We start from the raw sequence: 21,344 nt of genomic DNA, 5'->3' as shown, positions 1-21,344 counted from the left end.
TCATGGAACAAGATCACATTTCATATGAAATCGGGCTGGCCTGCCTGACTGGCGGGGGTACGGTGCGGTTCGTGAACGGAACGCTGCGGCAATGGATTGAGCAGCCGTTGCACGGACTGGAGTCCGATTTAAAACAGTTGATTAAGCGAAAGCAAATACAGGACATCATGCAGGCGGGAAAACCGAAACATTGGAAAGTGTCGCTGCCGGGCCTGGAACTCGCCATTGACGCCTACCCTGTTTTGGATTCTGCCGATCGGCACTTGGTTCTGCTGACCGCCTGCAATCTATTGCCGCTTCGCCGCATGCAGGAGCGACTGATCGAGGCGCAGGCGGATGCGGACGAATTGAATACGATTTTTGAAAACTCGTTTGACGGGATCTATATTACTGACAAGAATGGGATTACGCTCAAGACGAACGATGCAATTGAACGGCTGACCGGAATTCCGAAAGAGTATTATATCGGAAAAGACCTCCGTTATCTTGAGAAACGAGGGGTTGTTCAAAAGTCGGTTACGTTCGAAGTCATGAAAAACAAAAAACCATATACGTCGATTCAGGAAAACGCGTTAGGGAAAGTGATCCTGATGACGGGCAGTCCGGTGTTCAATGAACGGGGAGAGGTCATCCGGGTTGTCACAAACTTGCGCGACATATCGGAGTTAAACCGTTTGCGGGAAGAATTGTCTCAATTGCGTAAATTTCATGCGGGTGAAGAACCGATTGTGGTGGCCAGTCAATCGATGGAACGGGTGATGGAACTGGCCCGCCGCGTCGCTCATACGGACACAACGATTTTGCTGCTTGGCGAGTCGGGTGTTGGCAAAGAGGTGGTCGCCCGCATGATCCACCGCAACAGCAGCCGTTATGAAAAAGGGGCGTTTATCAAAGTGAACTGCGGCGCCATTCCGCAGGAACTGCTTGAATCGGAAATGTTTGGCTATGAAGCGGGCGCGTTTACCGGCGCCAACCGGAACGGCAAACCGGGTATGTTCGAACTGGCGGATGAAGGCACGCTGTTCCTCGACGAGATTGGCGAACTGCCGCTCCATTTGCAGGTCAAGTTGCTGCGCGTCCTGCAGGAACAGGAATTTCACCGCGTCGGCGGCGTGAAACCGATCAAAGTGAATGTGCGAATTGTTGCGGCGACCAACCGCGATTTGAAAAACATGGTGGCGCAAGGAACGTTCCGGGAGGATTTATACTATCGGTTGTATGTGGTGCCGATTGAGATACCGCCTCTTCGCAAAAGGAAAGAGGAAATCATTCCGCTGATCCGATTTTATCTGGACAAGTTTAACCGCAAGTACCAAACGTCGAAAAAATTCACAAAAGAGACGCTGCAAATACTGGAACGGTACAATTGGCCGGGAAATATTCGGGAACTGGCCAATTTTATCGAACGGTTGCTGGTTGTAAGTCCCGACCATGTGATCACTCCGGAACATTTGGCCGAACTGCCGGGGGTAGGGGATCCGGCCGCTGCCGCCAATCAAATGCCGGACGAGGAAGCGGGTAGCCAGCCAGTGGCCGAGCAGGTCGGTTTACAGGAAGTATTGGAGCGGTATGAGCAGGAAATTTTGCAGGCAGCGTTTGATCAGCATGGCAGTTCGTACGAGGTGGCGAAAGCGTTAAAAATCAGCCAGTCGACCGCCATACGAAAAGCCTACAAATATGGCATACGCCAGAAGGGGGAGGAAGGACCGAATGGAACTTAAAAATATTATCGCTGAAGTGAAGGAATCGATCGGCATCATTACGATCAATCGCCCGGAAGTGCGGAATGCATTGAATATGGAAACGGTCAACGAAATGAAGTCCGTATTGGAGCAATGGCGGACTGATTCGTCCGTACAGGTGGTCGTATTCACCGGAGCAGGAGAAAAATCGTTTGCGGCTGGCGCCGACATTGCGCAGTTGCGGGAACGAACATTGTTTGATGCGCTCGAATCCAATATGCAGTCGTTCTATCGGGAACTGGAACAGTATGAGAAACCGACCATTGCGGCTGTCAACGGGTTCGCTTTGGGCGGCGGCTGCGAACTGGCCATGTCCTGCGATATCCGGATTGCCAGTGAAAACGCCAAATTTGGCTTGCCGGAACTGAATTTGGCCATAATTCCAGGGGCTGGCGGCACACAGCGGCTGGCTCGTTTGGTGGGAAAAGGCAAAGCGGTGGAAATGATTTTGACGGGTGCGATGATTGATGCGGCGGAAGCCAAGCAGATGGGTCTTGTCACACAGGTGGCATCCCCTGATGAACTGATGTCTGCCGTCCGCAAAACGGCAGATGCGATTCTGGCGAAAGGTCCGCTTGCCGTACGTCTTGCCAAATTGGCGGTGCAGACCGGTTTGGAAACCGATTTGGATACGGGCATGGTGATTGAGCGTTTGGCGCAGGCCATTTTATTTACATCCGAAGATAAACGGGAAGGAACGACCGCCTTCTTGGAAAAGAGAAAGCCGAATTTTCAAGGGAAATAAGACTTGCCGGTACTGTGCCGGACGGGTGAGACAACTGGGGGTGTTACAGTGGAGAACGACAAGTATTTGCAGGAGTTGCGGGATTTCTTTATGAGAGTTCCGTTCTGGCAGCATACCGGATGCGTAGTGGAACATTTGGAGCCTGGACATTCGGTCATTTCCGTTAAGATCGAAAAACATCATTTGAATGGGAACGATACGGTGCATGGAGGGTTGTACGCCACATTGCTGGATAACGCGATGGGGTTGGCGTCGCGCGCCAAGTGCGGACCTCATCAGGCAACTACCAATATGAACATCCAGTACTTGGCGCCGGTCAGCGAAGGAACGATTTATGGGCGCGGGCGGGTCGTACATCACACGAAGCGTACCGTGACAACGGAGGCCAGAGCGGAAGCGGCTGACGGCACATTGCTGGCGGTGGCGACCGCATCCTTCCGCGTATTTTCAGAAAAATAATTTTCGTTAGGAACAGCCTGCTCAATTTGAGCGGGCTGTTTTTTGTTTCTGCTGCTGGCTTGGCCGTGTTGTCTGTTTCTTCTGTTGCTGCTGATGTCTCTCTTTTTGTAACCAGGGCGGATCGGCCTGCTTGTGCAAGATTTGCATCAGCCAACTGAAAAAGAGAGGCAGCACGAAACTTAATGCTGCAGCCACCCAAACAGACAGAGGCGGCAACTGTTCCGATAGCGACTGCCACATAGCGAATTTCCTCTTCCCTTCCAAGATTGCATTCAGTTTCTGCGTTTCTTGTATTTTCCATGCATATTGGGGAAAACTTTGCGAAACGGGAGGTGTATGGGACTGCGTCGCATACCGATTGAGACATTGTGGAGGAAGGCGAACGGCAAATCCAAAAATCGACTGCCCAATCAAACGAAAACGGATAAGCAGCAACCGGATATTGATATGAAGCAACCTAATTTTGATGTACAGAAAGACAAACAATCTCAAAATTCGCTGCCGAAAGCAAATCAATCCGAATTTCCGCTCGAATTGACTCCTCAACTGGAGCAAAATTTGCAGACGATCAAACAGGCCATCGGTCAAAATCCGGATGTCATCATCCGTCAAATGGAGATCGGTTCCAATCGAATCAAATCGTCCATTGTGTATGTGGACAATCTGGTTGATAAACAGACCATTCAATCGGATATTCTTCGTGTCTTGCTGCTGGAATGGCCGGAACTTCAGAAGACAGATCTGAATTCGGATCTTCCCGAACTTGCTACGTATATCGAACAGCATGCGGTCAGTGCCAGTGAAACCAAGATCGGAAACACGCTCGATACATTATGTTTGTCCGTTTTATCGGGGGACACGGTGCTGTTGCTTGACGGATCAAAGGAATTCCTGGTTATCGGATCTCGCAAGTACCCTGCCCGAAGTATAGAAGAACCGGAAAGCGAATCAGTGGTTCGGGGGCCGCGTGAAGGATTTATCGAATCGATCCGAACCAATCTGGCTTTGGTTCGACTAAGGATCAAGGACACAAATCTCACATTTCAATCGAATTTTATCGGCCGACGGGGCAAAAAAGAGGTGGTAGTCTCCTATATTAAAGGGATTGCCCGCCAGGAACTGGTGGACGAAGTGAATAAAAGGCTCGCTTGCATCGATATTGACGATGTGGAAGAAAGCGGCCAACTGGAACAGTTAATCGAAGATAATGTGTTTTCCCCGTTTCCGCAGGCACAGCACACCGAACGGCCTGATCGAGTAGCATCGGCGCTGCTGCAGGGGAAAGTTGCCATATTTTTAGATGGTACACCATTTGTTCTCTATGTTCCTGTTACATTTAGCGAACTGCTGAAATCGCCGGAAGACAAATATGAACGCTGGATGATGGGTTCCCTGATTCGTGCTTTACGATATGTGACGGCGTTTATTGCGGTTTTTTTGCCATCGCTTTATATTGCGCTTGTTTCCTTTCATCCAGGATTGATTCCAACCAAATTGGCGTTGTCCATTGCGGCCTCCCGTGAAGGAGTGCCGTTTCCTGCACTCGTTGAGGCGTTTGTTATGGAAGTAACAATTGAAGTATTGCGGGAAGCAGGAGTGCGTCTGCCGAAGCCAGTCGGTCAAACGGTGGGTATTGTGGGCGGTTTGGTAATCGGAGAAGCGGCCGTACAGGCGGGAATTGTTAGCCCGATCATGGTCATTATTGTAGCGTTAGGTGCGATTTCTTCCTTTTCCATCCCATCCTACAGCGTCGCGATTGCGTTTCGCATACTGCGGTTTTTGATGATGCTGGCCGCTGCTGTTCTCGGACTATATGGTGTGATCATCGCCTATATCCTGCTCAATATTCACTTGGTAAGAATGCATAGTTTCGGTACTGTGTTTTCAACCCCGTTTGGTCCTTACAAACTGCGTGACTGGAAAGACCTCATTATGCGGTTTCCGCTGCAGCTTATTAAAAAGCGGCCTGCTTCATTAAAATCGGAAGACGAGTGGCGGATGAGTTGATTTTGCCAGTGGCGGAAGGGATGTCAGGATGTTAAATCAAAAAGCCTGGATTGTGACGGTTTGTTTATTGGCTTTGGTCAGTTTGACCGGTTGTTGGGATCGGATTGAAATCGAAGAACGCGGTTTTGTTATGGCATTAGCGATAGATTTAGCGCCGGAAAAAGCGAAACAGGGACAAAAGCAAAAAATTCAGGCGACATACCAGATTGCCATTCCCGCCAAGCTGCGTACGAGCGGACAGTCAGCAAGTGTAGGAGGCGGCGGTGAAGAAAAGGCTTTTCTAAATATAACGACGAGCGGAGACGTGTTGTTCAAAACCGCTCGGATCGCATCCACCCGCAGCAGCCGCAGTCCGTACTTCGAGCATACACAAGTGGTATTGATTGGCGAAGAACTGGCAAGAGAAGGCTATCTGGACGATATAGCGGATGTCATTTTACGGGATAATGAGCTGCGTCGCAAGGTCACGGTGATTACCGTACAAGGGAAAGCGCGTGATGTGCTAAACTCCTTTTCACCGCAGGAAAAGCTGATGAGCGAATATATTGAGTCTCTGTCTGAAAACAGCAGGTATGTGGCACGCATGCCAAAGGACTTGTCAGTGGGTCTTTTATCGCAAAGATTGAACGGCAGAACCAGTTTTGCCATGCAGCGGATTTTTATGGTCAATAACCAGATCCATTTGTCTGGTTCAGCCGTTTACAACGGTTCCAACGAGAAGCTGGTCGGCTGGTTAAACGGAGAAGAAACGGAGGGACTTTTGCTTTTGACCGGTCAATACCGAGGGGGCGTCCTGGTTTCCGATCTTCCGTCAGGTGAACGGGTGGCGGTTGAAGTAAAGCAAGCGGCAACAAAATTGACTGTAACGATGCAAAACGGTATGCCTTCCTTCCGCTATCAAATTGAAGTGACGGGTGAAATTGGGGAAAGTTGGTCAACCAGAAACACACTGGATGAAACGATGGTTCATCAGGTCGAGCGGTCTACTGAAAAGGAAGTGAAGCGATTGACGGGTGAAACGATCAAAACGCTGCAAACGGAACTGAAAACAGATGCAATCGGACTAGGTGCGACATTGGCGCGAAAACACCCGGATGTTTGGCGGAAAATCAAAGAGAATTGGGATAACGGACAAAATATGTTCAGCCAGGTTGACGTTCAAGTGAATGCAAAGGCAACGGTTACCACGCCCGGCTCGATTTTGATGATCGAGAAGAAAAAATAACCGGATAGAGACAGGAGGAGCCATCGCTTGCAGCAACCGAACAGAGATCTACAGTTCAACCAAGTATTCATTACCCTGGCATCCGCAATGATTGGCGTTCGGTTGCTGGTCCTGCCGCGAACGCTTACGGAAGAGGCCGGCACACCGGATATTTGGATATCGAACATTCTCGGCATGCTGATCGGTATAACGACGGCAGGTCTGGTAGGTTTGTTTCCCCGGATGTTTAGAGAGAAAGACTTTTTCCAGTTTGTGCCGATGATAGTTGGACGAATTCCCGGATATGTGCTGACAACCGGTTATATCTTGTACGTGCTCAGTTTTATCTCAAACGAATTACGCTCTACGGCAGAAGTGATCCAGTTTTATTTAATGCATCGGACGCCGGTTACCGTGATTGCGCTCGTGATGCTTTTGACAGCCATCTATTTGGTAAAAGGCGGAATGCATCCGGTCGTATACATTCAACAGATGTTTTTTCCAATTATCGTAGTAGTCATTCTGCTCTTGATGGTGTTTGTATGGAATAAAACGGATTTTCAGAACCTGCGACCGGTGTTGGGAGAAGGTTTCCTGCCCGTGTTAAAAGCGGTGCCGGAAACGGCATTTGCGGTACTCGGATTTGAAATGATCATGATATTTGGCGCGTATATGAAACATCCAAAAGAGGCATTAAAATCAGCTGTCTGCGCGATTTTATCCGTCAATCTGCTGAACATTTTGGTGGTTGTTTTTGCTGTGCTCATGTTCGATGGCCAGACGCTGAAGACAATCCTTTATCCAGTGGTGGAAATTGCAAAAGAAGTGGAAGTGCCGGGCGGTTTTCTGGAGCGTCTCGAATCCGTATTCCTGACCATTTGGGTGATGACCATCTTCTCTACTATTGCCATTGGCCTATTTATCGCCTCACACGGTGTTGAGCAATTGTATGGCATGGAACAGAGCAAAAATGTGGTTTTTCTGGTGCCAGTGGTCACACTGGTGGCATTATGGCCGAAAAATCTTGCAGATGTGTTTGACATGGGCACCGTAGTGGAGAATGTCGGCATTTTTTTTGTCGGAACTGTTCCCGCGGTCCTGTTTCTAGCTGCGAAACTGCGGGGAGTCGGACAGTCTTCTGCTGCCAAAAGCGCAACAAAGGGGTCGAATGGACAAGGCCGCAGCAAGCGGATTGATCGGATAAGCAAACAGGCTGTTCAACCGGAAAATGAGGAGGAGACTATGCAATGCTCCGAACGATAGTAGCGTATTCATTGTTTTTTGAGGGCGTGTTCGGATTGGCCACTATCTTTTGGTGGTGGAAGCGATGTGATAAACTGGAAAAGACAATTGTCGTCTTCCATATGGTCGGTGCTGCCGCATTCGGGTATACGATGTTGCTTTAGTCCCCTTTTGCAGTTATCCTTAAAGGGGTTTGCATGTTACTGTCGAATTCCTGCTGTGGGTGATACGATGAAACTGGTAAACTGGTTTGCCGGGGCACGCGTGGTCAAAACATCGATTGCGGCCGGTTTGGCGCTATACTTGGCCTCCTTTCTCGGATATAGGGGATATACATACGCGGCACTTGTTGCCATATTGGCGACTCAAAAATCATTGACCCGATCGTTCGGTGTCGCCAAATATCAGCTGGCTTCCGCCTTAATCGGAACGGTCGGCGGCAATCTGGTCGCCTGGCAATTTGGCACACACCCGTTGCTTGTCGGGCTGCTTGTTTATCTGTTGTTTGCGATTCATTTGAAACTAAAGTGGCAGAACACCGTTTTTCTGGCAATTGTGACAGCCGTCACCTCTTTCTCGTCATTTGAAGGAGAATTGGTGATCCATGCGATAAAGCAAATTGCGACAGTCGTTATCGGAATCAGTTGTTCCGTTGTGGTGAACCTTTTGTCTGTCCCGCGATACGAACAGCGTCTTGACGAGCTTCTGGAGCGTTCGGAAGGTATGTTGCGCGGACTTTTATATATATTGGCAGATCAATTGAGCCAATTTGAAGGACGCTTTTCCGGTCAGGAGTTTGCCAGTCAGGTAAAGGAAGTGCGTGGGTATATACAGGAAGCCCGCCACTACGCAGAGTTGATTTTTGAGGATCATTGGTTCTATAACCAAAAGGGGCGGGAAGCGCAAGAGGCCGTTCGAAGGTTAACGCAGATGGACGCTTTGTGCGGGCATCTGTTAAACCTGCAAGAAGTGTTGGAGAAGGTAGACATGTGGGTGGAATCGGTGCCCATGCTGCAAAGATTGATTCGGATTTTGATAGGCCTGCAATTGCGGGTGTTCCGTCGGGGGACGGCGCCATTCCGTTTGACTGATCGGGCGATCCGCTTTTTGGACCGCTCCATTCAGTCCATGGACCTGCCAAAAACCCGGAAAGAGTTTGAGATTCGGGCTTCTCTCTATCATTTCTACGTAGAGTTGAAAGATTATTACGTTGCTTTAAAAGAAATATCCGCGAAAAATTCGATTCGATAGCAGGCGCTTGAGCTTGCTTTTTTATTTTGGACTGCTAGTCAACGTAGATTTGGCGGGAAGGATTGTTCTGCGTAAGTGGAGAATAACATATTATTAAGTGTTGAAATTTTCAAAAATCGGTAAAGGGGGATCTGAATGAAAGCGCTGGTTTTGGAAGAGTTGAGAAAACCGCTGTCTGTGAAAGAGATGCCTGATCCGGAGTTAACCCCGGATGGAGTGATCGTACGGGTGGAAGCGAACGGCGTCTGCCGCAGTGACTGGCATGCCTGGATGGGCGATTGGGCATGGATGAACCTGCCGTTACCGCATGTGATGGGTCACGAGTTTACCGGTGTAGTCGAAGAGGTCGGCGCGAACGTAAAAAGGTTCCGCAAAGGCGATCGGGTCATCGTGCCGTTCAGCCAGGGCGATGGTGTCTGTCCGCAGTGCGTGGCCGGCCATCAAAATATTTGCGAGCATCTTCAGATGCCTGGCTTTACATACTGGGGCGGCTACGGTCAGTATGTAAACGTGCCAAATGCGGACATCAACCTGGTCACCCTGCCGGATGGAGTAGGTTTCGTTGATGCCGCTGGCATGGGATGCCGCTTTATGACGTCTTTCCACGGGGTTGTAGATCAGGCAAAAGTGCGTCCGGGTGAATGGGTGGCGGTACACGGCTGCGGTGGTATCGGTCTGTCTGCCGTTCAGATTGCGTCCGCCATTGGAGCCAACGTAATTGCGGTCGACATTGGCGATGACAAACTGGAATTTGCCAGAAAGTTGGGAGCGGTTGCCACCGTCAATGCAGGCAAGGAGAATGCGCCTGAAGCCATCAAAGAAATCACAAAAGGCGGCGCTAACGTTTCGATTGATGCGCTGGGGATTGCAGCAACCTGTCAGTCTTCCGTTTTGAGCCTGGCGAGACGGGGACGCCATCTGCAGGTGGGTCTGACCACCCAGAACGAGCAAGGCATGGTTGCGTTGCCAATCGATCTGATTGTGCAGTTCGAACTGCAAATTGTCGGTTCACTCGGCATGCAGGCCGCCCGTTATCCGGAGATGCTGCAAATGGTGGAAAAAGGACGTTTGCGCCCAGGCGATTTGGTCACGCGTACGATTTCAATCGAAGAGGCGGGCCAAGCGCTTGCGGATATGTCGAATTTTGCATCGGTTGGAGTGACCGTGGTAAATAAGTGGTAATCGTAGGAGACAGGAGAGCCGTCTGCGCGACACATGCAGACGGCTCTCCTTCCGGAAATGATGCTATTCAATTGGAAAATCCACTACAATCGTTTCCTGCATGCCGATTTCACGCAGTTTTGCAACAAGTTCCTGGTGTTTCGGATGCGGGCCGTACGCTTCCAACGCTTGCCGATTCTCGAAACGGACCGACAAACCTACCTCAAACCCTTTGCTGCGATCGGAAAAATTACGGCCGCATTTCAGGTCAACGATTCCGGGGATTGCCTCTTTCAGTTGGCGTGCCTGCGCAATAATTGCATCTTTCTGCTCATTTGTGGTAGTTTCCGAAAACTTGAAGAGAACCAGATGTTCGACCATTCGGATATTCCTCCCTATGTAATTTCCACATCATTATACATGATTGCACGCTTTTCGTCGCGCTCACCTGGTTTTTTCCTGTGACTGCAGCCTGTCTTTGATCTGCGCGAGCCGTTCCCTTGTATAACGGTAACCGGCTTCGACGCACTGCGGTACTTTTCTGAAATCGAATGCGCCTACCTGTCCAACATCCGGATATAGCGAAAAATCGGCATATGCATGTTCGTGCTTCATCTGATCCCGCAAATTCAGATTGATCACATGTGCGAAAATGGACAGTCCGGACCGCAAGGATCCGACATCCTGATTGGCAAAGGCAGTTACTGTGTCAACCGCGATGACGTGCTCAGCGCCCATTGCCCGTACGACGCGTACAGGACAATTTAGGGAAACGCCTCCGTCCGCCAAAATATACTGTTTCCAGCGAACCGGTTGAAAGATAACCGGAATCGAATAACTGGCCTGCAGCGCCTGTGCGATGCTGATATCTGTTTCTGTCGTATAACCGGGGACCGGATTTTTGGCGAAGACAACCGGCTGACCGTTCCGCAGATCGGTGGCCACGATGGCACAGGGAATTTGCAGGTCAACCACCTGTTTTCCCGCCGTCAATTCCGCCAGCAGCTCCTGCAGGCGCATCCCTTTCAACCAGCCGTCCAATCTTTTTTTTCGAAACAGAACGGCGGGAAGAATTTTCTTCCAATCCGCATCCAGATGCCGCTTTGTGAATTTCGGCATGACCGACTTTATTTGCCTGATTGAAAATCCGCATGCGTAAAAGGAGGCCACCATGGCGCCGGAACTGGTGCCGGCAATGTGGCTGATTGCAATTCCGGCTTCTTCCAAAGCTTCGATTACCCCTATCGCAGCCGCACCTGACACCCCGCCGCCAGAGATCGCGAGACCTGTTTTCACTGTGAATCGACGCCTCCCCTTCGTAAATTCCACCAAGCGATAAATCCGATTGGAAATGGCAGCCAATAGGTAAAAATCCGGTATAGCAGTGTAACCGCCGTTGCTGCATCCGCAGGGATTTTCAATAGCACAAATGTCCCCACCATGGAAAGTTCAAATACACCCAGTGTGGTGGGAAGAAAGGTCAGAAAAGAAACGAGGATCGTAAGGCTGTATCCGATCCAAACGGTCGAAATGGAAACGGGAACTTGCAAAGCGGCAAAACAGACCGACAGGGAAGTTACCCGCAGCGGATAAATAGCCCATAAAAGAAGCAGCGGCAGCAACAGTTGGCGGCGGTGTCGCCAACTGAACCGGACATGCTGATGGGCAGCCGACAACGCGTGCAGAAGACGGGGACGCCGAGATACCCAGATCCACTTTTGCAGGCGGTTTATAAAGTAAGCAGAACCGAGCATAATCGAGATGGCCCCCACCAACAGCACAAACCCGCCGGATATGGCTACGATCCATAGCGATTGGTGCACGGATAAGCCGGATTTTCCCAGAAAAATCAGCGGTACAAACAGTAAAGGAACAATCTGCGCGTAACCGAGCACAAATGTGGTAGCAGACATTTTCATTGAATTCACAGCCGTGATGCCCCGGTTGCGGGCCAACAAAATATAGGAGCTGATTGCGGCCGTTCCGCCGCTGGGCAACAACCGTTCGATCGCCGCGGACGCAAGCGAGAGCTGAAATTGATCGAGCAATCGGCTTTTCACACCGATCGAGCGGTAAACAAGCCGATTGGATTGCGCGATTAACAGCAGCACCGCCAACTCCAGAATCCCCAGCAGAACAGCGTTTGGCGTGTTGACCAGCCGGAAATAACCGGGCAAGGAAGCCAATTCCTGTCGCTGTGTGTAAAGAAAAAATCCCAGCAGTGCGAAACTGACCGGGGGTATCAAGACACGAAACATCCTGCTTCCGCTTACTTTCAATAGGTTCACCGATTTCTTTCTGAATGTTCATCAATTTCTTTCTGAATGTTCATCAATTTCTTTCTGAATGTTCATCAATTTCTTTCTGAATGTTCATCAATTTCTTTCTGAGAATTAGTTGGCCAGCTCCTCCGCTCTCGTCTCCCTTCCCAATAACAGTACAGCCAGAGCGCCGATCAGAGTGACGGTAAAGAAAATCGCAAAGATGACAGAAAACGGAGTTTTGGACGCCGCCAGATAACCTACCATCAACGGTCCAAAAATGCCGCCGATGCGGCCAACCGAGGCAGCCATACCGGCTCCGGTGGAACGAAACGCGTTCGGATACTGTTCCGGCGTATAAGCGTACATCGCGCCCCAGGCTCCCAGATTAAAAAACGACAGCAATATGCCGGATGCCAAAAGCATGCCGGTCGATGTTGCGAATCCGAACATCAGCGAACTGGCGGCAGTCATGATCAGATAGGTGACGAGGACGAATTTGCGGCCGATTTTTTCAATCAGCCAGGCAGCGCTGAAATATCCGGGCAGTTGAGCAAGTGTGATAATCAATACATATTCAAAGCTTTTTACAATCGGATATCCTTTCAGGAACATGACCGTAGGCAGCCACAGAAAGATTCCGTAATACGAGAAAACCACGCAAAACCAGGTGATCCAAAGCGTTGCAGTGGACCGCAGATAGGGGCGTGACCAAACGGACGTCATATTCCGCCAAACGGAAGTCCTTTTTTCAACCGGCTCCAAACGGGGAGATTCCGGTAAACTCCAGCGCAAATAGACCGCGTAGAGAGCGGGAATCGCACCGAACAGCATCGCTGCCTGCCAACCTATCGACGGGATCATGTAGTAGGCAATTACGGCGGACAACAACCAGCCAACTGCCCAAAAGCTTTCCAGCAAGACGACGATGCGTCCCCGTTCTTTGGCAGGAACGCTTTCCGATACGAGTGTCGAAGCGACTGGAAGTTCACCTCCCAGTCCAACACCGATCAGGAAACGGAGAACGGCCAGCACGGCAAATGTGTTCGCCAATGCGGACAGGCCGCTTGCGATACTGAACAAAAGGAGGGTAAAGATCAAAACCGATTTTCGTCCGATTCGGTCAGCCGAAATTCCCGCCAAAAAAGCCCCGATCGCCATGCCGATAGAATTGATGCTGCCGAGCCACCCGGACTGGGTCGCAGTCAAATGCCACTCTGCCGTTAGAGCGGCAATCACGAAAGAAGCCATTCCGACATCCATCGCGTCAAACAGCCAACCGATGCCTGCCACAAACAGCAGCCGCCGGTAGCCGGATGTAGCAATTGAAAGGGTATCCATACACACACTCCTTCCCCAAAACGATCCAAAAGTATTCCATTATATTAATATTAGCGTAACAAAACTGAAAAACAACTGTCATACATTCAGAATGGAGATTTTCTTCAGACAAAAGTCTGGTCAAATTATTTTAAATTCTTTATAATTAGAAACAATAAGTACACGTCAGGTCATCTGACCACTTGCGGTGAAAGCGGTTTCTTGGTTGGCACGCTGCCGTTTTTGTCGTTTTTCTTTAGGGAGGGGAGTCTTTATGAAAGTGGCGGAAACGAATTTGCTGCAAATTCGAGTCGATTTGCAGGATTTGATAGGTTCGTCTCACGTATCCGAATGTCCTGCCGAATTGTGCGGCAAACTGGGGCTGCCGGATGCGGATTTAGTGCTGGTGGAACCAGACTCTGAGGAAGCGGTGTCCGCTGTTCTGAAATATGCGAACGAACGCCGTATAGCTGTTATTCCGAGCGGCAATGGACAACAACTGCAGATGGGAGAAGCGCCGCGTGCAGCTGTTATTTTGCTCTCATCAAAAAGATTGACAGGCATTGTCGATTACTCGGTCGGTGATTTGACGGTAACCGTCAAAGCAGGCACACCTTATTCCGAACTGCAGGCGCATCTTATGGAACATGGCCAATTTGTGCCGATCCTGCCGGTTACATCGGCCGAATCGACGGTAGGCGGTTTGGTGGCAACGGCAGCAGCCGGACCGGAACGCGTATTGTACGGTTCCTGGCGCGACAATGTGATTGGCTTGCGGCTTGCTTATCCGAACGGACAGATCATTCGGAGCGGCGGAAAAGTGATGAAAAATGTGGCTGGTTACGATATGAACAAACTGTTTGTCGGTTCAAACGGAACATTGGCGTTTATCACGGAAGTGACGTTCAAATTACGGCCCTTCCCCAAACATAGAGAACTGGTGAAAGTTAAAAGCGCGGATCTGCAGAAACTGGTTGATTTGGCAGCTCAGGTTTTGGCTTCCGAACTGGTGCCAAGCGCTCTCGAACTGGTGACGGATCAGGAAGGTGGATCTGCCGCCTATCATCTGGCGATTGGATCGGATGATGTCAAAAGCGCGGCGGCATATCAAACAGAACGCATCAAGCAGATGGCAGATGCGATGGGCATCGGTCAGCAAGTTCTTACAGAAACCAATGAACAGGTTGGTGCTTATTGGGAAGCGTACAGAACGGAATGGAAGCGGTCAGAAGCGAATGCGCTGCTGATTCGCGCCGGATTTCCGATTCCCCGCATGAATGATCTTCTGCCCGCTTTTGAACAGGAAGCGGAAAAAAATCGGGTGTCGCTTTCCTATGCAGTCAGTATCGGAGTGGGAACTCTTCGCGTTCGTTTGCGGTCAGACGATCGGCAGGCACTGAAACAAACGGCGCTCTCCCTGCGGAATCTGGCAGAAGCGAACGGCGGTTACCTGGTGATTGAAGACGGCGAGTATGGACTGAAAAGTGAGATTGGTGTGTGGGGAACGGATCCCAGCGCGATCTCGTATATGAGAGGAATCAAGAATACGGTCGATCCGGAGGGGATTTTAAGTCCTGGCCGGTTTGTGGGAGGAATCTGAGATGAGCGAACAAACAACGCTGGCAGCCATGTTGGAACATTCGAACTATAAATGGCCGGATCCACCCGATCCCGACAAATTCAATGTCTGTGTGCATTGCGGACTCTGTTTGGATGCGTGTCCTACCTATCAGGAAACGGGCAATGAAGCACAGTCGCCGCGTGGTCGTGTGTATTTGATCAAATCTGTGGCGGAAGGCAAGCTGGATATCAACGATTCTTTTATTGATCCGGTGTTTCGCTGTCTGGATTGTCGGGCATGCGAAACCGCTTGTCCGTCCGGCGTTCAGGTTGGAGCCTTGATTGAAGAGGCGCGTGGTCAAGTCAGAAAGGCGCAGCCATTGACCGGTGTAAAAGGGATGATCAGCAGCACATTCCTGAAGCAGATTTTCCCGCATCCGAACCGTTTGCGAACGCTCGGTCGGTTTATGCGCTTCTACCAAAAATCGGGACTGCAAACGGCGACTCGCGGCTTAGGCATCATGAAGCTGTTCCCCAAACACCTGAGAGAAATGGAAGCGGCCATGCCGCAGGTACCTGCCAAGACATCGCGGGAGGCGCTTGGAACCGTACTTCCTGCAATCGGCAAGAAACGGGGAACCGTCGGTCTGATTCTTGGTTGTGTGATGGACGTCATGTACGCCGATATTAACATGGCGACCGCCCGCGTACTGGCACGCAATGGATTTGATGTAGTGATGCCGGAGGGACAAGGCTGCTGCGGAGCTTTGCAGGTGCATGCGGGTGAGCGGGATATTGCGAAAGCGATGGCACGCCAGAATATCGACGTGTTTTTGGCTGCTGATGTTGACTATATCATTATTAACGCCGCTGGCTGTGGAGCGGCAGTTAAAGAATATCCGGAATTACTGCACAACGATCCGCAATATCACGAAAAAGCGGAAACGTTTGCGGCGAAAGTGCGCGATGTATCCGAATTTCTGGTGGAAGTGGGATATGAGGCGCCAAAAGGCCGGGTCGAAATGAAAATTACTTATCATGATGCCTGCCACTTGGCGCATGCGCAGAAGATTCGCACACAGCCAAGGCAAATTTTGCGCTCGATTCCGGGCGTTGAATTGGTAGAGATGTTCGAATCGGACCGTTGTTGCGGTTCCGCCGGTATCTACAATATTACGCATCCGGAGATTGCCGGACCGTTGCTTGATCGCAAGATGGCAGACGTCCCATCCAACGTAAGCTGTATTGCAATGGGCAACCCGGGCTGTATGATGCAAATTCAGGTTGGCGTTCATCGGATCGATGCGAAACTGGAAGTGGCGCATACGATCACGCTGCTCGACCGGGCCTACCAAGCGGAAGATCAAGCGGCAGCCGGGCAGGCAAAACAAATGGAACTTGTCGGCGGGAGGGGACGCAAATGAGCCGCGATCGATTGATTGAACAATTGCAGAGCATTGTCGGTGAACAGTCTGTCCTTTATAAACCGGACGATTTGGTCGCTTATGAATGCGACGGTCTGACGATCTACAAAAAAAGGCCACGAGCGGTTGTTTTTCCGGCGAACGCAGAACAGGTGGCGGCGGTTGTAAAGCTTTTAAACCGTGAAAAGCAGCCGTTTATCCCGCGCGGTGCGGGAACTGGGCTGTCAGGCGGCGCGATTCCGATCAACGGCGAAGTATTGATCAGCCTGGTGAAAATGAAGCGCCTGTTGGAAGTGGATTACAGAAACCGGACAGCGGTTGTGGAACCGGGCTATGTCAATCTGCGGCTGACAAAAGCAATTCAGCACGAAGGGTATTACTATGCGCCGGATCCGTCGAGCGGCATGTCCTGCACGATCGGCGGCAACGTCGGCGAAAATGCGGGAGGACCGCACTGTTTGAAATACGGTGTGACGAGCAACCATGTGCTGGGCATGGAAATGGTGACGCCAAACGGTGAAATGGTCACGGTCGGCGGCATGGTGCCCGATATGCCCGGTTACGATCTGACAGGGCTGCTAGTGGGTTCGGAAGGAACGATGGGGATTGCCACCAAAATTTTCGTCCGTATTTTGAAAAAACCGCAGGGCGTTAAGACAGTTCTGGCGCTTTATGATTCGGTTGACGATGCGAGCCAGACCGTATCTGCCATCATTGCAAACGGGATTATTCCTGGCGCGCTGGAAATGATGGATACGCTTGCCATTGAAGGGGTCGAGAAAGGAACCTACGTGGTCGGTTATCCGAAAGATTTGGCCGCTGTGCTGATCATTGAATTGGATGGTTTGACGGCTGGCATGGAAGAAACGGCAAACGAGATCGTGGAAATCTGCAAAGGATATAATGTACGGGAAGTTCGTGTCGCGCAAAACGAGCAGGAACGCGGGCTGTGGTGGTCGAACCGGAAAACGGCGTTCGGCGCAATGGGCAACCTGTCACCCGACTATTTGGTACAGGATGGCGTAATCCCGCGCAGCCGTTTGCCGGAAGTGCTTAGTCGGATCGCGGAAATCAGCCGTGACTCCGGATTGCGCATCGCCAACGTGTTTCACGCGGGGGACGGCAATCTGCATCCGTTGATTTTGTTCGATGCAGATAAACCGGGCGATACGGAGCTGGCGGTAAAAGTCGGCTCGCAAGTGCTGCAGGTATGCGCCGATGTGGGCGGTTCCATTACGGGAGAACATGGTGTCGGAATCGAAAAGCAAAACGACATGACCAAAATTTTCACACAGGAAGAATTGGATGCACAGGTTGCGATCATGCGGGTATTTAACCCCGATAATCTGTGCAATCCGGATAAACTGTTCCCGAAACCGTCCCGCTGTGCGGAAGTCAAGCTGGTTGGGGCGCATGCGCATTAATAGCTGGCGTAGAAATATCTCGCAGGTAATGAACAGGGGTTGCTGAGAAGCCATTCTCGGCAACCTTTGTCTATGGAAAAAGGAATTTGGCGAATGTTGAAAATGGCATCTGATATGCCGCTTTCTTGATTTCAGGTACAATGGAAATAACAGAAACCGGGGAGGGGTTTGTTTGCAAACGGTGATGGTAATTGGTGCAGGACTCATGGGGAACGGCATCGCGCAGACGGCTGCAATGGCAGGCTACCAGGTGATTCTGGTGGAACAAACGGAAGAATTGGCAAAAAAGGGGCTTGCTTCGATTGAACAGTCGCTGGGGAAGTTGATCCGAAAAGGGAATATTTCCGAGGAAGACAAGCAAAAAGTCCTCGACCGCATTCGATTAACGACCGATTTGGCAGATGGGAAGGAAGCGGACTTGGTGGTGGAAGCGATTCCTGAAAAGATAGAATTGAAACGGGATCTGTTCAGGCAGTTGGATCTGCTTGTCCAACCGGATTCGATTCTGGCGACCAACACCTCTTCCTTATCGATCACAGAACTGGCAGCCGTCACGAAACGTCCGGACAAAGTGATCGGAATGCATTTCTTCTGTCCGGTGCCGGTGATGCCGTTGGTGGAAATTGTTCGCGCGTTAACGACCAGTGACGAAACGTTTCAAAAAGCGGAATCGTATGCGCGTCAGTTCGGCAAACAGACGGTAGTAGCAAAAGATTCGCCAGCATTTATATTTAATCGGGTATTGATTCCGATGCTGAATGAAGCGGCGTTTTTGGTATACGAAGGAACGCAACCGGAGGATGTCGATCGCACTATGAAACTGGCAGCCAGTCATCCGATCGGCCCGCTGGAGTTAGCCGATTATATTGGGATTGATGTGCTGCTCGATGTAATTCAAAGCATGTATGAAGGGTTTCAGGATCCAAAATACAGACCATGCCCGCTGCTGAAAAAAATGGTGGAGGCTGGTCGACTTGGCCGTAAAAGCGGGACCGGTTTTTATTCGTACGGAACATGACGAGGCTGATTTTGCCTACTTGAATATGTTCGAAAACAGTGCCACGACGCCAGCCGCAATTAAGGGACCAACCGGTATACCACCGAAAAATACGACGCCGACAATCGTTCCCACAAGCAATCCAATTATGACAATAGGTTGAGATACGAGGAGATCCGTCCCCCGGCCCCCTAGATAGGCCACCGCAATTCCGACGATTACAGCCAAAATGCCGGGACCTGTTTTTATACTGTTTAAAATCTGAGTTCCCGAAATTTTTCCTAAGGCGATTGGTACCAATACACCGATCGTGAGAATGGCTACGCCAATTTTAATCGCATATTCATCGGTCCAATGCAAAACCGTATTGGAAGGAATCAGGCTGGCAGGAAGCAGACGAATCAAAATCAGAAATCCAGCGGCAATCCAAATGGCGGTGTTTTTGGAAAGAACACCTAATAGCAAGATGACAGCCAAGATGATATAGGAGTCCATCGCTAATCTCCTTTCTCTTTGCATTTTACCATAAAATTCGTTTAGCTTGGCTTAAAACATAAAAAAGAGCCTTTGCCACCTCCGATTGGAAATGGCAAGGGCTCGTGAGAAGAATTCCACCAAATACTCCCTAAGTGGTAAACCCGTTGTACGGATAGCGGGAGAAATCATGTTCGGGCCGCAAAGCATGGTTGATCTGCGGTTGGTATGTATGTTGCGGTGGGTACTGAGATTGAAACTGCGATTGATACAGCAACTGAGTGGCCGATCGATTGCCGGAAAGGTTGCTGGCCATGGCGGTAAGGTGCTGGTTCATATGTTCGCATAGTTGTCTCATTTTATTTAGTAGAACGGTTGCCTGTCGTTCATCGAATTGCACTTGGTGCATTTCGTTCGTTTTTTGAGGAGCGGCAGAAATCTGTTGATAATTCCGTTGTTCCTGTAAAGCGATTCGTTCTGCCATGGTCCGAAGTTGATTAATCTCTTGCCGAATTGTTTTTAATTCGTTTTCAAGCGCCGCCAAATTCGATTGATTATTCAAGGTAGATAACCTCCTGTTCGTCATTTATTTTTTGTGACTTCCATCAAATTATGCATGTATCAGTGAGGGGCTGGACAATGTAAACACAACGTGCACAACAAGTCGGAGGGGATTGAGATGGAAGCAAAAATGGAAGAAATGCGCAGTGAACTGGCAAAACTGCAGATCGAGGTAACCATGCTGCGGCAGATGATGGGTTCACTGGTGCGCACGGAACAATACAATCTGGAGATGATGCAATCGGAAACGAAACCGGAGACTTATGGAATCGTGGGTCAAGTGATGCCAAACGAACAGGCTACGATCAGTCAACTGGAGAAGATGAAACAGCTTGGAAGCGAACTGCAGCAGCACATGCAGCATTTGTCGCAGTTGCTTGGTGCAGGTGAGAATCATCCCTATGAAACCGTCATGTCAGATCCTGACTCACCGCAGCTAAAAGATCCCATGCAGCGTACATTTTAAGCGAATCCAAAATACAGATCCCACAGTGTCTTACACTAAGGGATCTGTATTTTTTTGTGCACAACTTGGCTCGCCTGCGGCCACGGCTTGGCGTACCGAGTTTTCTTCATGCATGTTTTTCCTGATTGTTGGGAAGTGTAAGGAAACGATTTCCATTAATTTTTTGAAAAGAAACGATTATGGCGCAGGGAAACCAGATGACGATTTTTCAGCAGAAACTATTTACTTACAACCTATATGGGAGTGTATATGAAACTTGACAGGGAAGAAGAGGCGTGGAACTTGATCCAGTCCGCAATCCCTTCGCCTGAGGAGCAGGGACCAGAGCATGTTCCAATTTTTGTGAATTGGGTTTATCTGATGATTGAATTGAACAAGTGGCATTTATGGAGGAAGATGGAGGCCCGTGTCAAGAAATTTCTGAGATCATTGACAGATAAGGAGGATAAGAACTTTGCAGTTGAAACCCTTATGAATGAACATACGGAATACTTTAATTCCTGCGAATATAAAGCGGCTGAGGTGTTTATTAATCTTGCAATGGTTTTAGACGGAGATTTGTTTGAACAACTTCTTGAGCGGGAAACGATGTGGAAGGTGCCGGAGACGGAATGATACTCTAAACAAAATGAAAAAGCTTGAATTGAGAGCGAAGATCAATTTAATTCCGCTTTGGGAAACCTCGGGCCGTTTTTTTCAAACAAATGATTGTAGAAACAAAAATATGCTGGATAAGCGGACGGAAGAAGATTGTTTAATAAAACTCGAAAGTATGAAGAGGAACTTAAAATTAGCAAAGAGACGAACTTATAGAGAAAATATATTACGGAATTCAGCCTCTAATCATCCCGACCAAGTATGAAAACGAAACCGGTCTTTTGTTGGGCTGATACATTTTTTAGTGGTTTAGTGTTGATCTGCACCTCACAAAATTCAGGTTTTAGCGAGCCTCGAATTTCACGCGCCGATCGCCCGAGAAGCCGCACCACATAAGGCTTCTTGAGAAGGCTCCACCGCACTAATCTTGAGAAAACCGCACTTAACAC

Annotated in this window: 22 protein-coding genes; 15 read left to right on the top strand and 7 right to left on the bottom strand. The window is 49.8% G+C overall.

Translation table 11 applies throughout. The features are described 5' to 3' along the window. Positions 1-2: 2 nt before the first annotated feature. Genes skT53_RS09385 through skT53_RS09375 form a run of 3 tightly spaced genes read left to right on the top strand, consistent with a single transcriptional unit; the run spans position 3 to position 2,946 of the window. Complete coding sequence (locus skT53_RS09385) at positions 3-1,721, top strand: sigma-54 interaction domain-containing protein (protein WP_200760796.1); 1,719 nt, start codon at positions 3-5, stop codon at positions 1,719-1,721. Beyond that, positions 1,711-2,487 carry an enoyl-CoA hydratase/isomerase family protein gene (locus skT53_RS09380; protein ID WP_200760795.1) on the top strand — a complete coding sequence of 259 codons (777 nt, stop codon included), beginning with the start codon at positions 1,711-1,713 and terminating at the stop codon, positions 2,485-2,487. Before skT53_RS09385 ends, skT53_RS09380 begins: the two co-directional genes overlap by 11 nt. Positions 2,488-2,535: 48 nt before the next feature. After that, on the top strand, positions 2,536-2,946 hold the full coding sequence (locus tag skT53_RS09375; protein WP_200760794.1) for a PaaI family thioesterase: 411 nt from the start codon (positions 2,536-2,538) through the stop codon (positions 2,944-2,946). A 21-nt stretch (positions 2,947-2,967) separates the two neighbouring features. Here the strand turns inward: skT53_RS09375 and skT53_RS09370 are convergent, their stop codons facing one another. Beyond that, positions 2,968-3,186: a hypothetical protein gene (locus skT53_RS09370; protein WP_200760793.1), complete on the bottom strand. Its 219-nt coding sequence runs from the start codon at positions 3,184-3,186 to the stop codon at positions 2,968-2,970. A gap of 207 nt (positions 3,187-3,393) precedes the next feature. Here skT53_RS09370 and skT53_RS09365 point away from each other — a divergent pair, with 207 nt between their 5' ends. The 6 genes from skT53_RS09365 (at position 3,394) to skT53_RS09340 (ending at position 9,832) form a co-directional block, all read left to right on the top strand. Continuing rightward, a complete protein-coding gene (locus skT53_RS09365; RefSeq protein WP_200760938.1) occupies positions 3,394-4,953 on the top strand; it encodes a spore germination protein in 1,560 nt (519 codons plus the stop codon). Between the two features lie 28 nt (positions 4,954-4,981). Beyond that, positions 4,982-6,178 (top strand): Ger(x)C family spore germination protein, encoded by a 1,197-nt coding sequence (locus skT53_RS09360; RefSeq protein ID WP_200760792.1) that lies wholly within the window; start codon positions 4,982-4,984, stop codon positions 6,176-6,178. 27 nt (positions 6,179-6,205) lie between these two features. Continuing rightward, complete coding sequence (locus skT53_RS09355; protein WP_200760791.1) at positions 6,206-7,420, top strand: GerAB/ArcD/ProY family transporter; 1,215 nt, start codon at positions 6,206-6,208, stop codon at positions 7,418-7,420. Next, the gene (locus skT53_RS09350) at positions 7,405-7,563 is read left to right on the top strand and encodes a hypothetical protein (protein WP_200760790.1); all 159 of its coding nucleotides are present in this window, start codon (positions 7,405-7,407) and stop codon (positions 7,561-7,563) included. Before skT53_RS09355 ends, skT53_RS09350 begins: the two co-directional genes overlap by 16 nt. A 67-nt stretch (positions 7,564-7,630) precedes the next feature. Further along, on the top strand, positions 7,631-8,650 hold the full coding sequence (locus tag skT53_RS09345; protein WP_200760789.1) for an aromatic acid exporter family protein: 1,020 nt from the start codon (positions 7,631-7,633) through the stop codon (positions 8,648-8,650). Positions 8,651-8,785: 135 nt separating this feature from the next. Then, positions 8,786-9,832 (top strand): zinc-dependent alcohol dehydrogenase family protein, encoded by a 1,047-nt coding sequence (locus skT53_RS09340; protein WP_200760788.1) that lies wholly within the window; start codon positions 8,786-8,788, stop codon positions 9,830-9,832. A 63-nt stretch (positions 9,833-9,895) separates the two neighbouring features. On the opposite strand, the gene skT53_RS09335 is transcribed toward skT53_RS09340, so the two are convergent. From skT53_RS09335 to skT53_RS09320, 4 genes are all read right to left on the bottom strand, one after another. Continuing rightward, a complete protein-coding gene (locus tag skT53_RS09335; RefSeq protein WP_200760787.1) occupies positions 9,896-10,192 on the bottom strand; it encodes a Dabb family protein in 297 nt (98 codons plus the stop codon). 63 nt (positions 10,193-10,255) lie between these two features. After that, complete coding sequence (locus skT53_RS09330; protein WP_200760786.1) at positions 10,256-11,107, bottom strand: patatin-like phospholipase family protein; 852 nt, start codon at positions 11,105-11,107, stop codon at positions 10,256-10,258. Then, on the bottom strand, positions 11,104-12,069 hold the full coding sequence (locus tag skT53_RS09325) for a lysylphosphatidylglycerol synthase transmembrane domain-containing protein (RefSeq protein WP_200760785.1): 966 nt from the start codon (positions 12,067-12,069) through the stop codon (positions 11,104-11,106). Before skT53_RS09325 ends, skT53_RS09330 begins: the two co-directional genes overlap by 4 nt. 135 nt (positions 12,070-12,204) lie before the next feature. Next, positions 12,205-13,413 (bottom strand): MFS transporter, encoded by a 1,209-nt coding sequence (locus skT53_RS09320; protein WP_200760784.1) that lies wholly within the window; start codon positions 13,411-13,413, stop codon positions 12,205-12,207. Positions 13,414-13,666: 253 nt separating this feature from the next. On the opposite strand from skT53_RS09320, the gene skT53_RS09315 reads away from it, so the two are divergent. The 4 genes from skT53_RS09315 to skT53_RS09300 all read left to right on the top strand — a co-directional run bounded on the left by skT53_RS09315 (position 13,667) and on the right by skT53_RS09300 (position 18,818). Continuing rightward, on the top strand, positions 13,667-14,992 hold the full coding sequence (locus skT53_RS09315) for an FAD-binding oxidoreductase (protein ID WP_200760783.1): 1,326 nt from the start codon (positions 13,667-13,669) through the stop codon (positions 14,990-14,992). A 1-nt stretch (position 14,993) separates the two neighbouring features. Next, the gene (locus skT53_RS09310) at positions 14,994-16,376 is read left to right on the top strand and encodes a (Fe-S)-binding protein (RefSeq protein ID WP_200760782.1); all 1,383 of its coding nucleotides are present in this window, start codon (positions 14,994-14,996) and stop codon (positions 16,374-16,376) included. Then, positions 16,373-17,800: an FAD-linked oxidase C-terminal domain-containing protein gene (locus skT53_RS09305; RefSeq protein WP_200760781.1), complete on the top strand. Its 1,428-nt coding sequence runs from the start codon at positions 16,373-16,375 to the stop codon at positions 17,798-17,800. The genes skT53_RS09310 and skT53_RS09305 overlap by 4 nt, the downstream gene beginning before the upstream one ends. Positions 17,801-17,984: 184 nt before the next feature. After that, positions 17,985-18,818 carry a 3-hydroxyacyl-CoA dehydrogenase family protein gene (locus skT53_RS09300; RefSeq protein WP_200760937.1) on the top strand — a complete coding sequence of 278 codons (834 nt, stop codon included), beginning with the start codon at positions 17,985-17,987 and terminating at the stop codon, positions 18,816-18,818. 15 nt (positions 18,819-18,833) lie between these two features. Here the strand turns inward: skT53_RS09300 and skT53_RS09295 are convergent, their stop codons facing one another. Both skT53_RS09295 and skT53_RS09290 read right to left on the bottom strand, forming a co-directional pair. Continuing rightward, on the bottom strand, positions 18,834-19,292 hold the full coding sequence (locus skT53_RS09295; protein ID WP_226375394.1) for a DUF441 domain-containing protein: 459 nt from the start codon (positions 19,290-19,292) through the stop codon (positions 18,834-18,836). Between the two features lie 130 nt (positions 19,293-19,422). Beyond that, positions 19,423-19,833 carry a hypothetical protein gene (locus tag skT53_RS09290; protein ID WP_200760779.1) on the bottom strand — a complete coding sequence of 137 codons (411 nt, stop codon included), beginning with the start codon at positions 19,831-19,833 and terminating at the stop codon, positions 19,423-19,425. A gap of 117 nt (positions 19,834-19,950) precedes the next feature. Here skT53_RS09290 and skT53_RS09285 point away from each other — a divergent pair, with 117 nt between their 5' ends. Both skT53_RS09285 and skT53_RS09280 read left to right on the top strand, forming a co-directional pair. Further along, positions 19,951-20,298, top strand: coding sequence for a hypothetical protein (locus skT53_RS09285; protein ID WP_200760778.1), 348 nt, complete (start codon positions 19,951-19,953; stop codon positions 20,296-20,298). 249 nt (positions 20,299-20,547) lie between these two features. Next, complete coding sequence (locus tag skT53_RS09280; protein WP_200760777.1) at positions 20,548-20,913, top strand: hypothetical protein; 366 nt, start codon at positions 20,548-20,550, stop codon at positions 20,911-20,913. Positions 20,914-21,344: the final 431 nt, after the last annotated feature.

It is taken from the genome of Effusibacillus dendaii, assembly GCF_015097055.1.
GTDB classification, from domain to species: Bacteria; Bacillota; Bacilli; order Tumebacillales; family Effusibacillaceae; genus Effusibacillus; species Effusibacillus dendaii.
The sequence above is the reverse complement of the archived record's forward strand: the minus strand, read 5'-3'. Positions and strand labels throughout refer to the sequence as shown.

Excerpts from the sequence above, each read along its gene's own strand:
- skT53_RS09385 (WP_200760796.1), top strand. The coding sequence starts at position 3 with ATGGAACAAGATCACATTTCATATGAAATCGGGCTGGCCTGCCTGACT.
- skT53_RS09380 (WP_200760795.1), top strand. The coding sequence starts at position 1,711 with ATGGAACTTAAAAATATTATCGCTGAAGTGAAGGAATCGATCGGCATC.
- skT53_RS09370 (WP_200760793.1), bottom strand. The coding sequence starts at position 3,186 with ATGTGGCAGTCGCTATCGGAACAGTTGCCGCCTCTGTCTGTTTGGGTG.
- skT53_RS09365 (WP_200760938.1), top strand. The coding sequence starts at position 3,394 with ATGAAGCAACCTAATTTTGATGTACAGAAAGACAAACAATCTCAAAAT.
- skT53_RS09360 (WP_200760792.1), top strand. The coding sequence starts at position 4,982 with ATGTTAAATCAAAAAGCCTGGATTGTGACGGTTTGTTTATTGGCTTTG.
- skT53_RS09350 (WP_200760790.1), top strand. The coding sequence starts at position 7,405 with ATGCTCCGAACGATAGTAGCGTATTCATTGTTTTTTGAGGGCGTGTTC.
- skT53_RS09345 (WP_200760789.1), top strand. The coding sequence starts at position 7,631 with ATGAAACTGGTAAACTGGTTTGCCGGGGCACGCGTGGTCAAAACATCG.
- skT53_RS09340 (WP_200760788.1), top strand. The coding sequence starts at position 8,786 with ATGAAAGCGCTGGTTTTGGAAGAGTTGAGAAAACCGCTGTCTGTGAAA.
- skT53_RS09335 (WP_200760787.1), bottom strand. The coding sequence starts at position 10,192 with ATGGTCGAACATCTGGTTCTCTTCAAGTTTTCGGAAACTACCACAAAT.
- skT53_RS09325 (WP_200760785.1), bottom strand. The coding sequence starts at position 12,069 with ATGTTTCGTGTCTTGATACCCCCGGTCAGTTTCGCACTGCTGGGATTT.
- skT53_RS09320 (WP_200760784.1), bottom strand. The coding sequence starts at position 13,413 with ATGGATACCCTTTCAATTGCTACATCCGGCTACCGGCGGCTGCTGTTT.
- skT53_RS09315 (WP_200760783.1), top strand. The coding sequence starts at position 13,667 with ATGAAAGTGGCGGAAACGAATTTGCTGCAAATTCGAGTCGATTTGCAG.
- skT53_RS09310 (WP_200760782.1), top strand. The coding sequence starts at position 14,994 with ATGAGCGAACAAACAACGCTGGCAGCCATGTTGGAACATTCGAACTAT.
- skT53_RS09305 (WP_200760781.1), top strand. The coding sequence starts at position 16,373 with ATGAGCCGCGATCGATTGATTGAACAATTGCAGAGCATTGTCGGTGAA.
- skT53_RS09300 (WP_200760937.1), top strand. The coding sequence starts at position 17,985 with ATGGTAATTGGTGCAGGACTCATGGGGAACGGCATCGCGCAGACGGCT.
- skT53_RS09295 (WP_226375394.1), bottom strand. The coding sequence starts at position 19,292 with ATGGACTCCTATATCATCTTGGCTGTCATCTTGCTATTAGGTGTTCTT.
- skT53_RS09285 (WP_200760778.1), top strand. The coding sequence starts at position 19,951 with ATGGAAGCAAAAATGGAAGAAATGCGCAGTGAACTGGCAAAACTGCAG.
- skT53_RS09280 (WP_200760777.1), top strand. The coding sequence starts at position 20,548 with ATGAAACTTGACAGGGAAGAAGAGGCGTGGAACTTGATCCAGTCCGCA.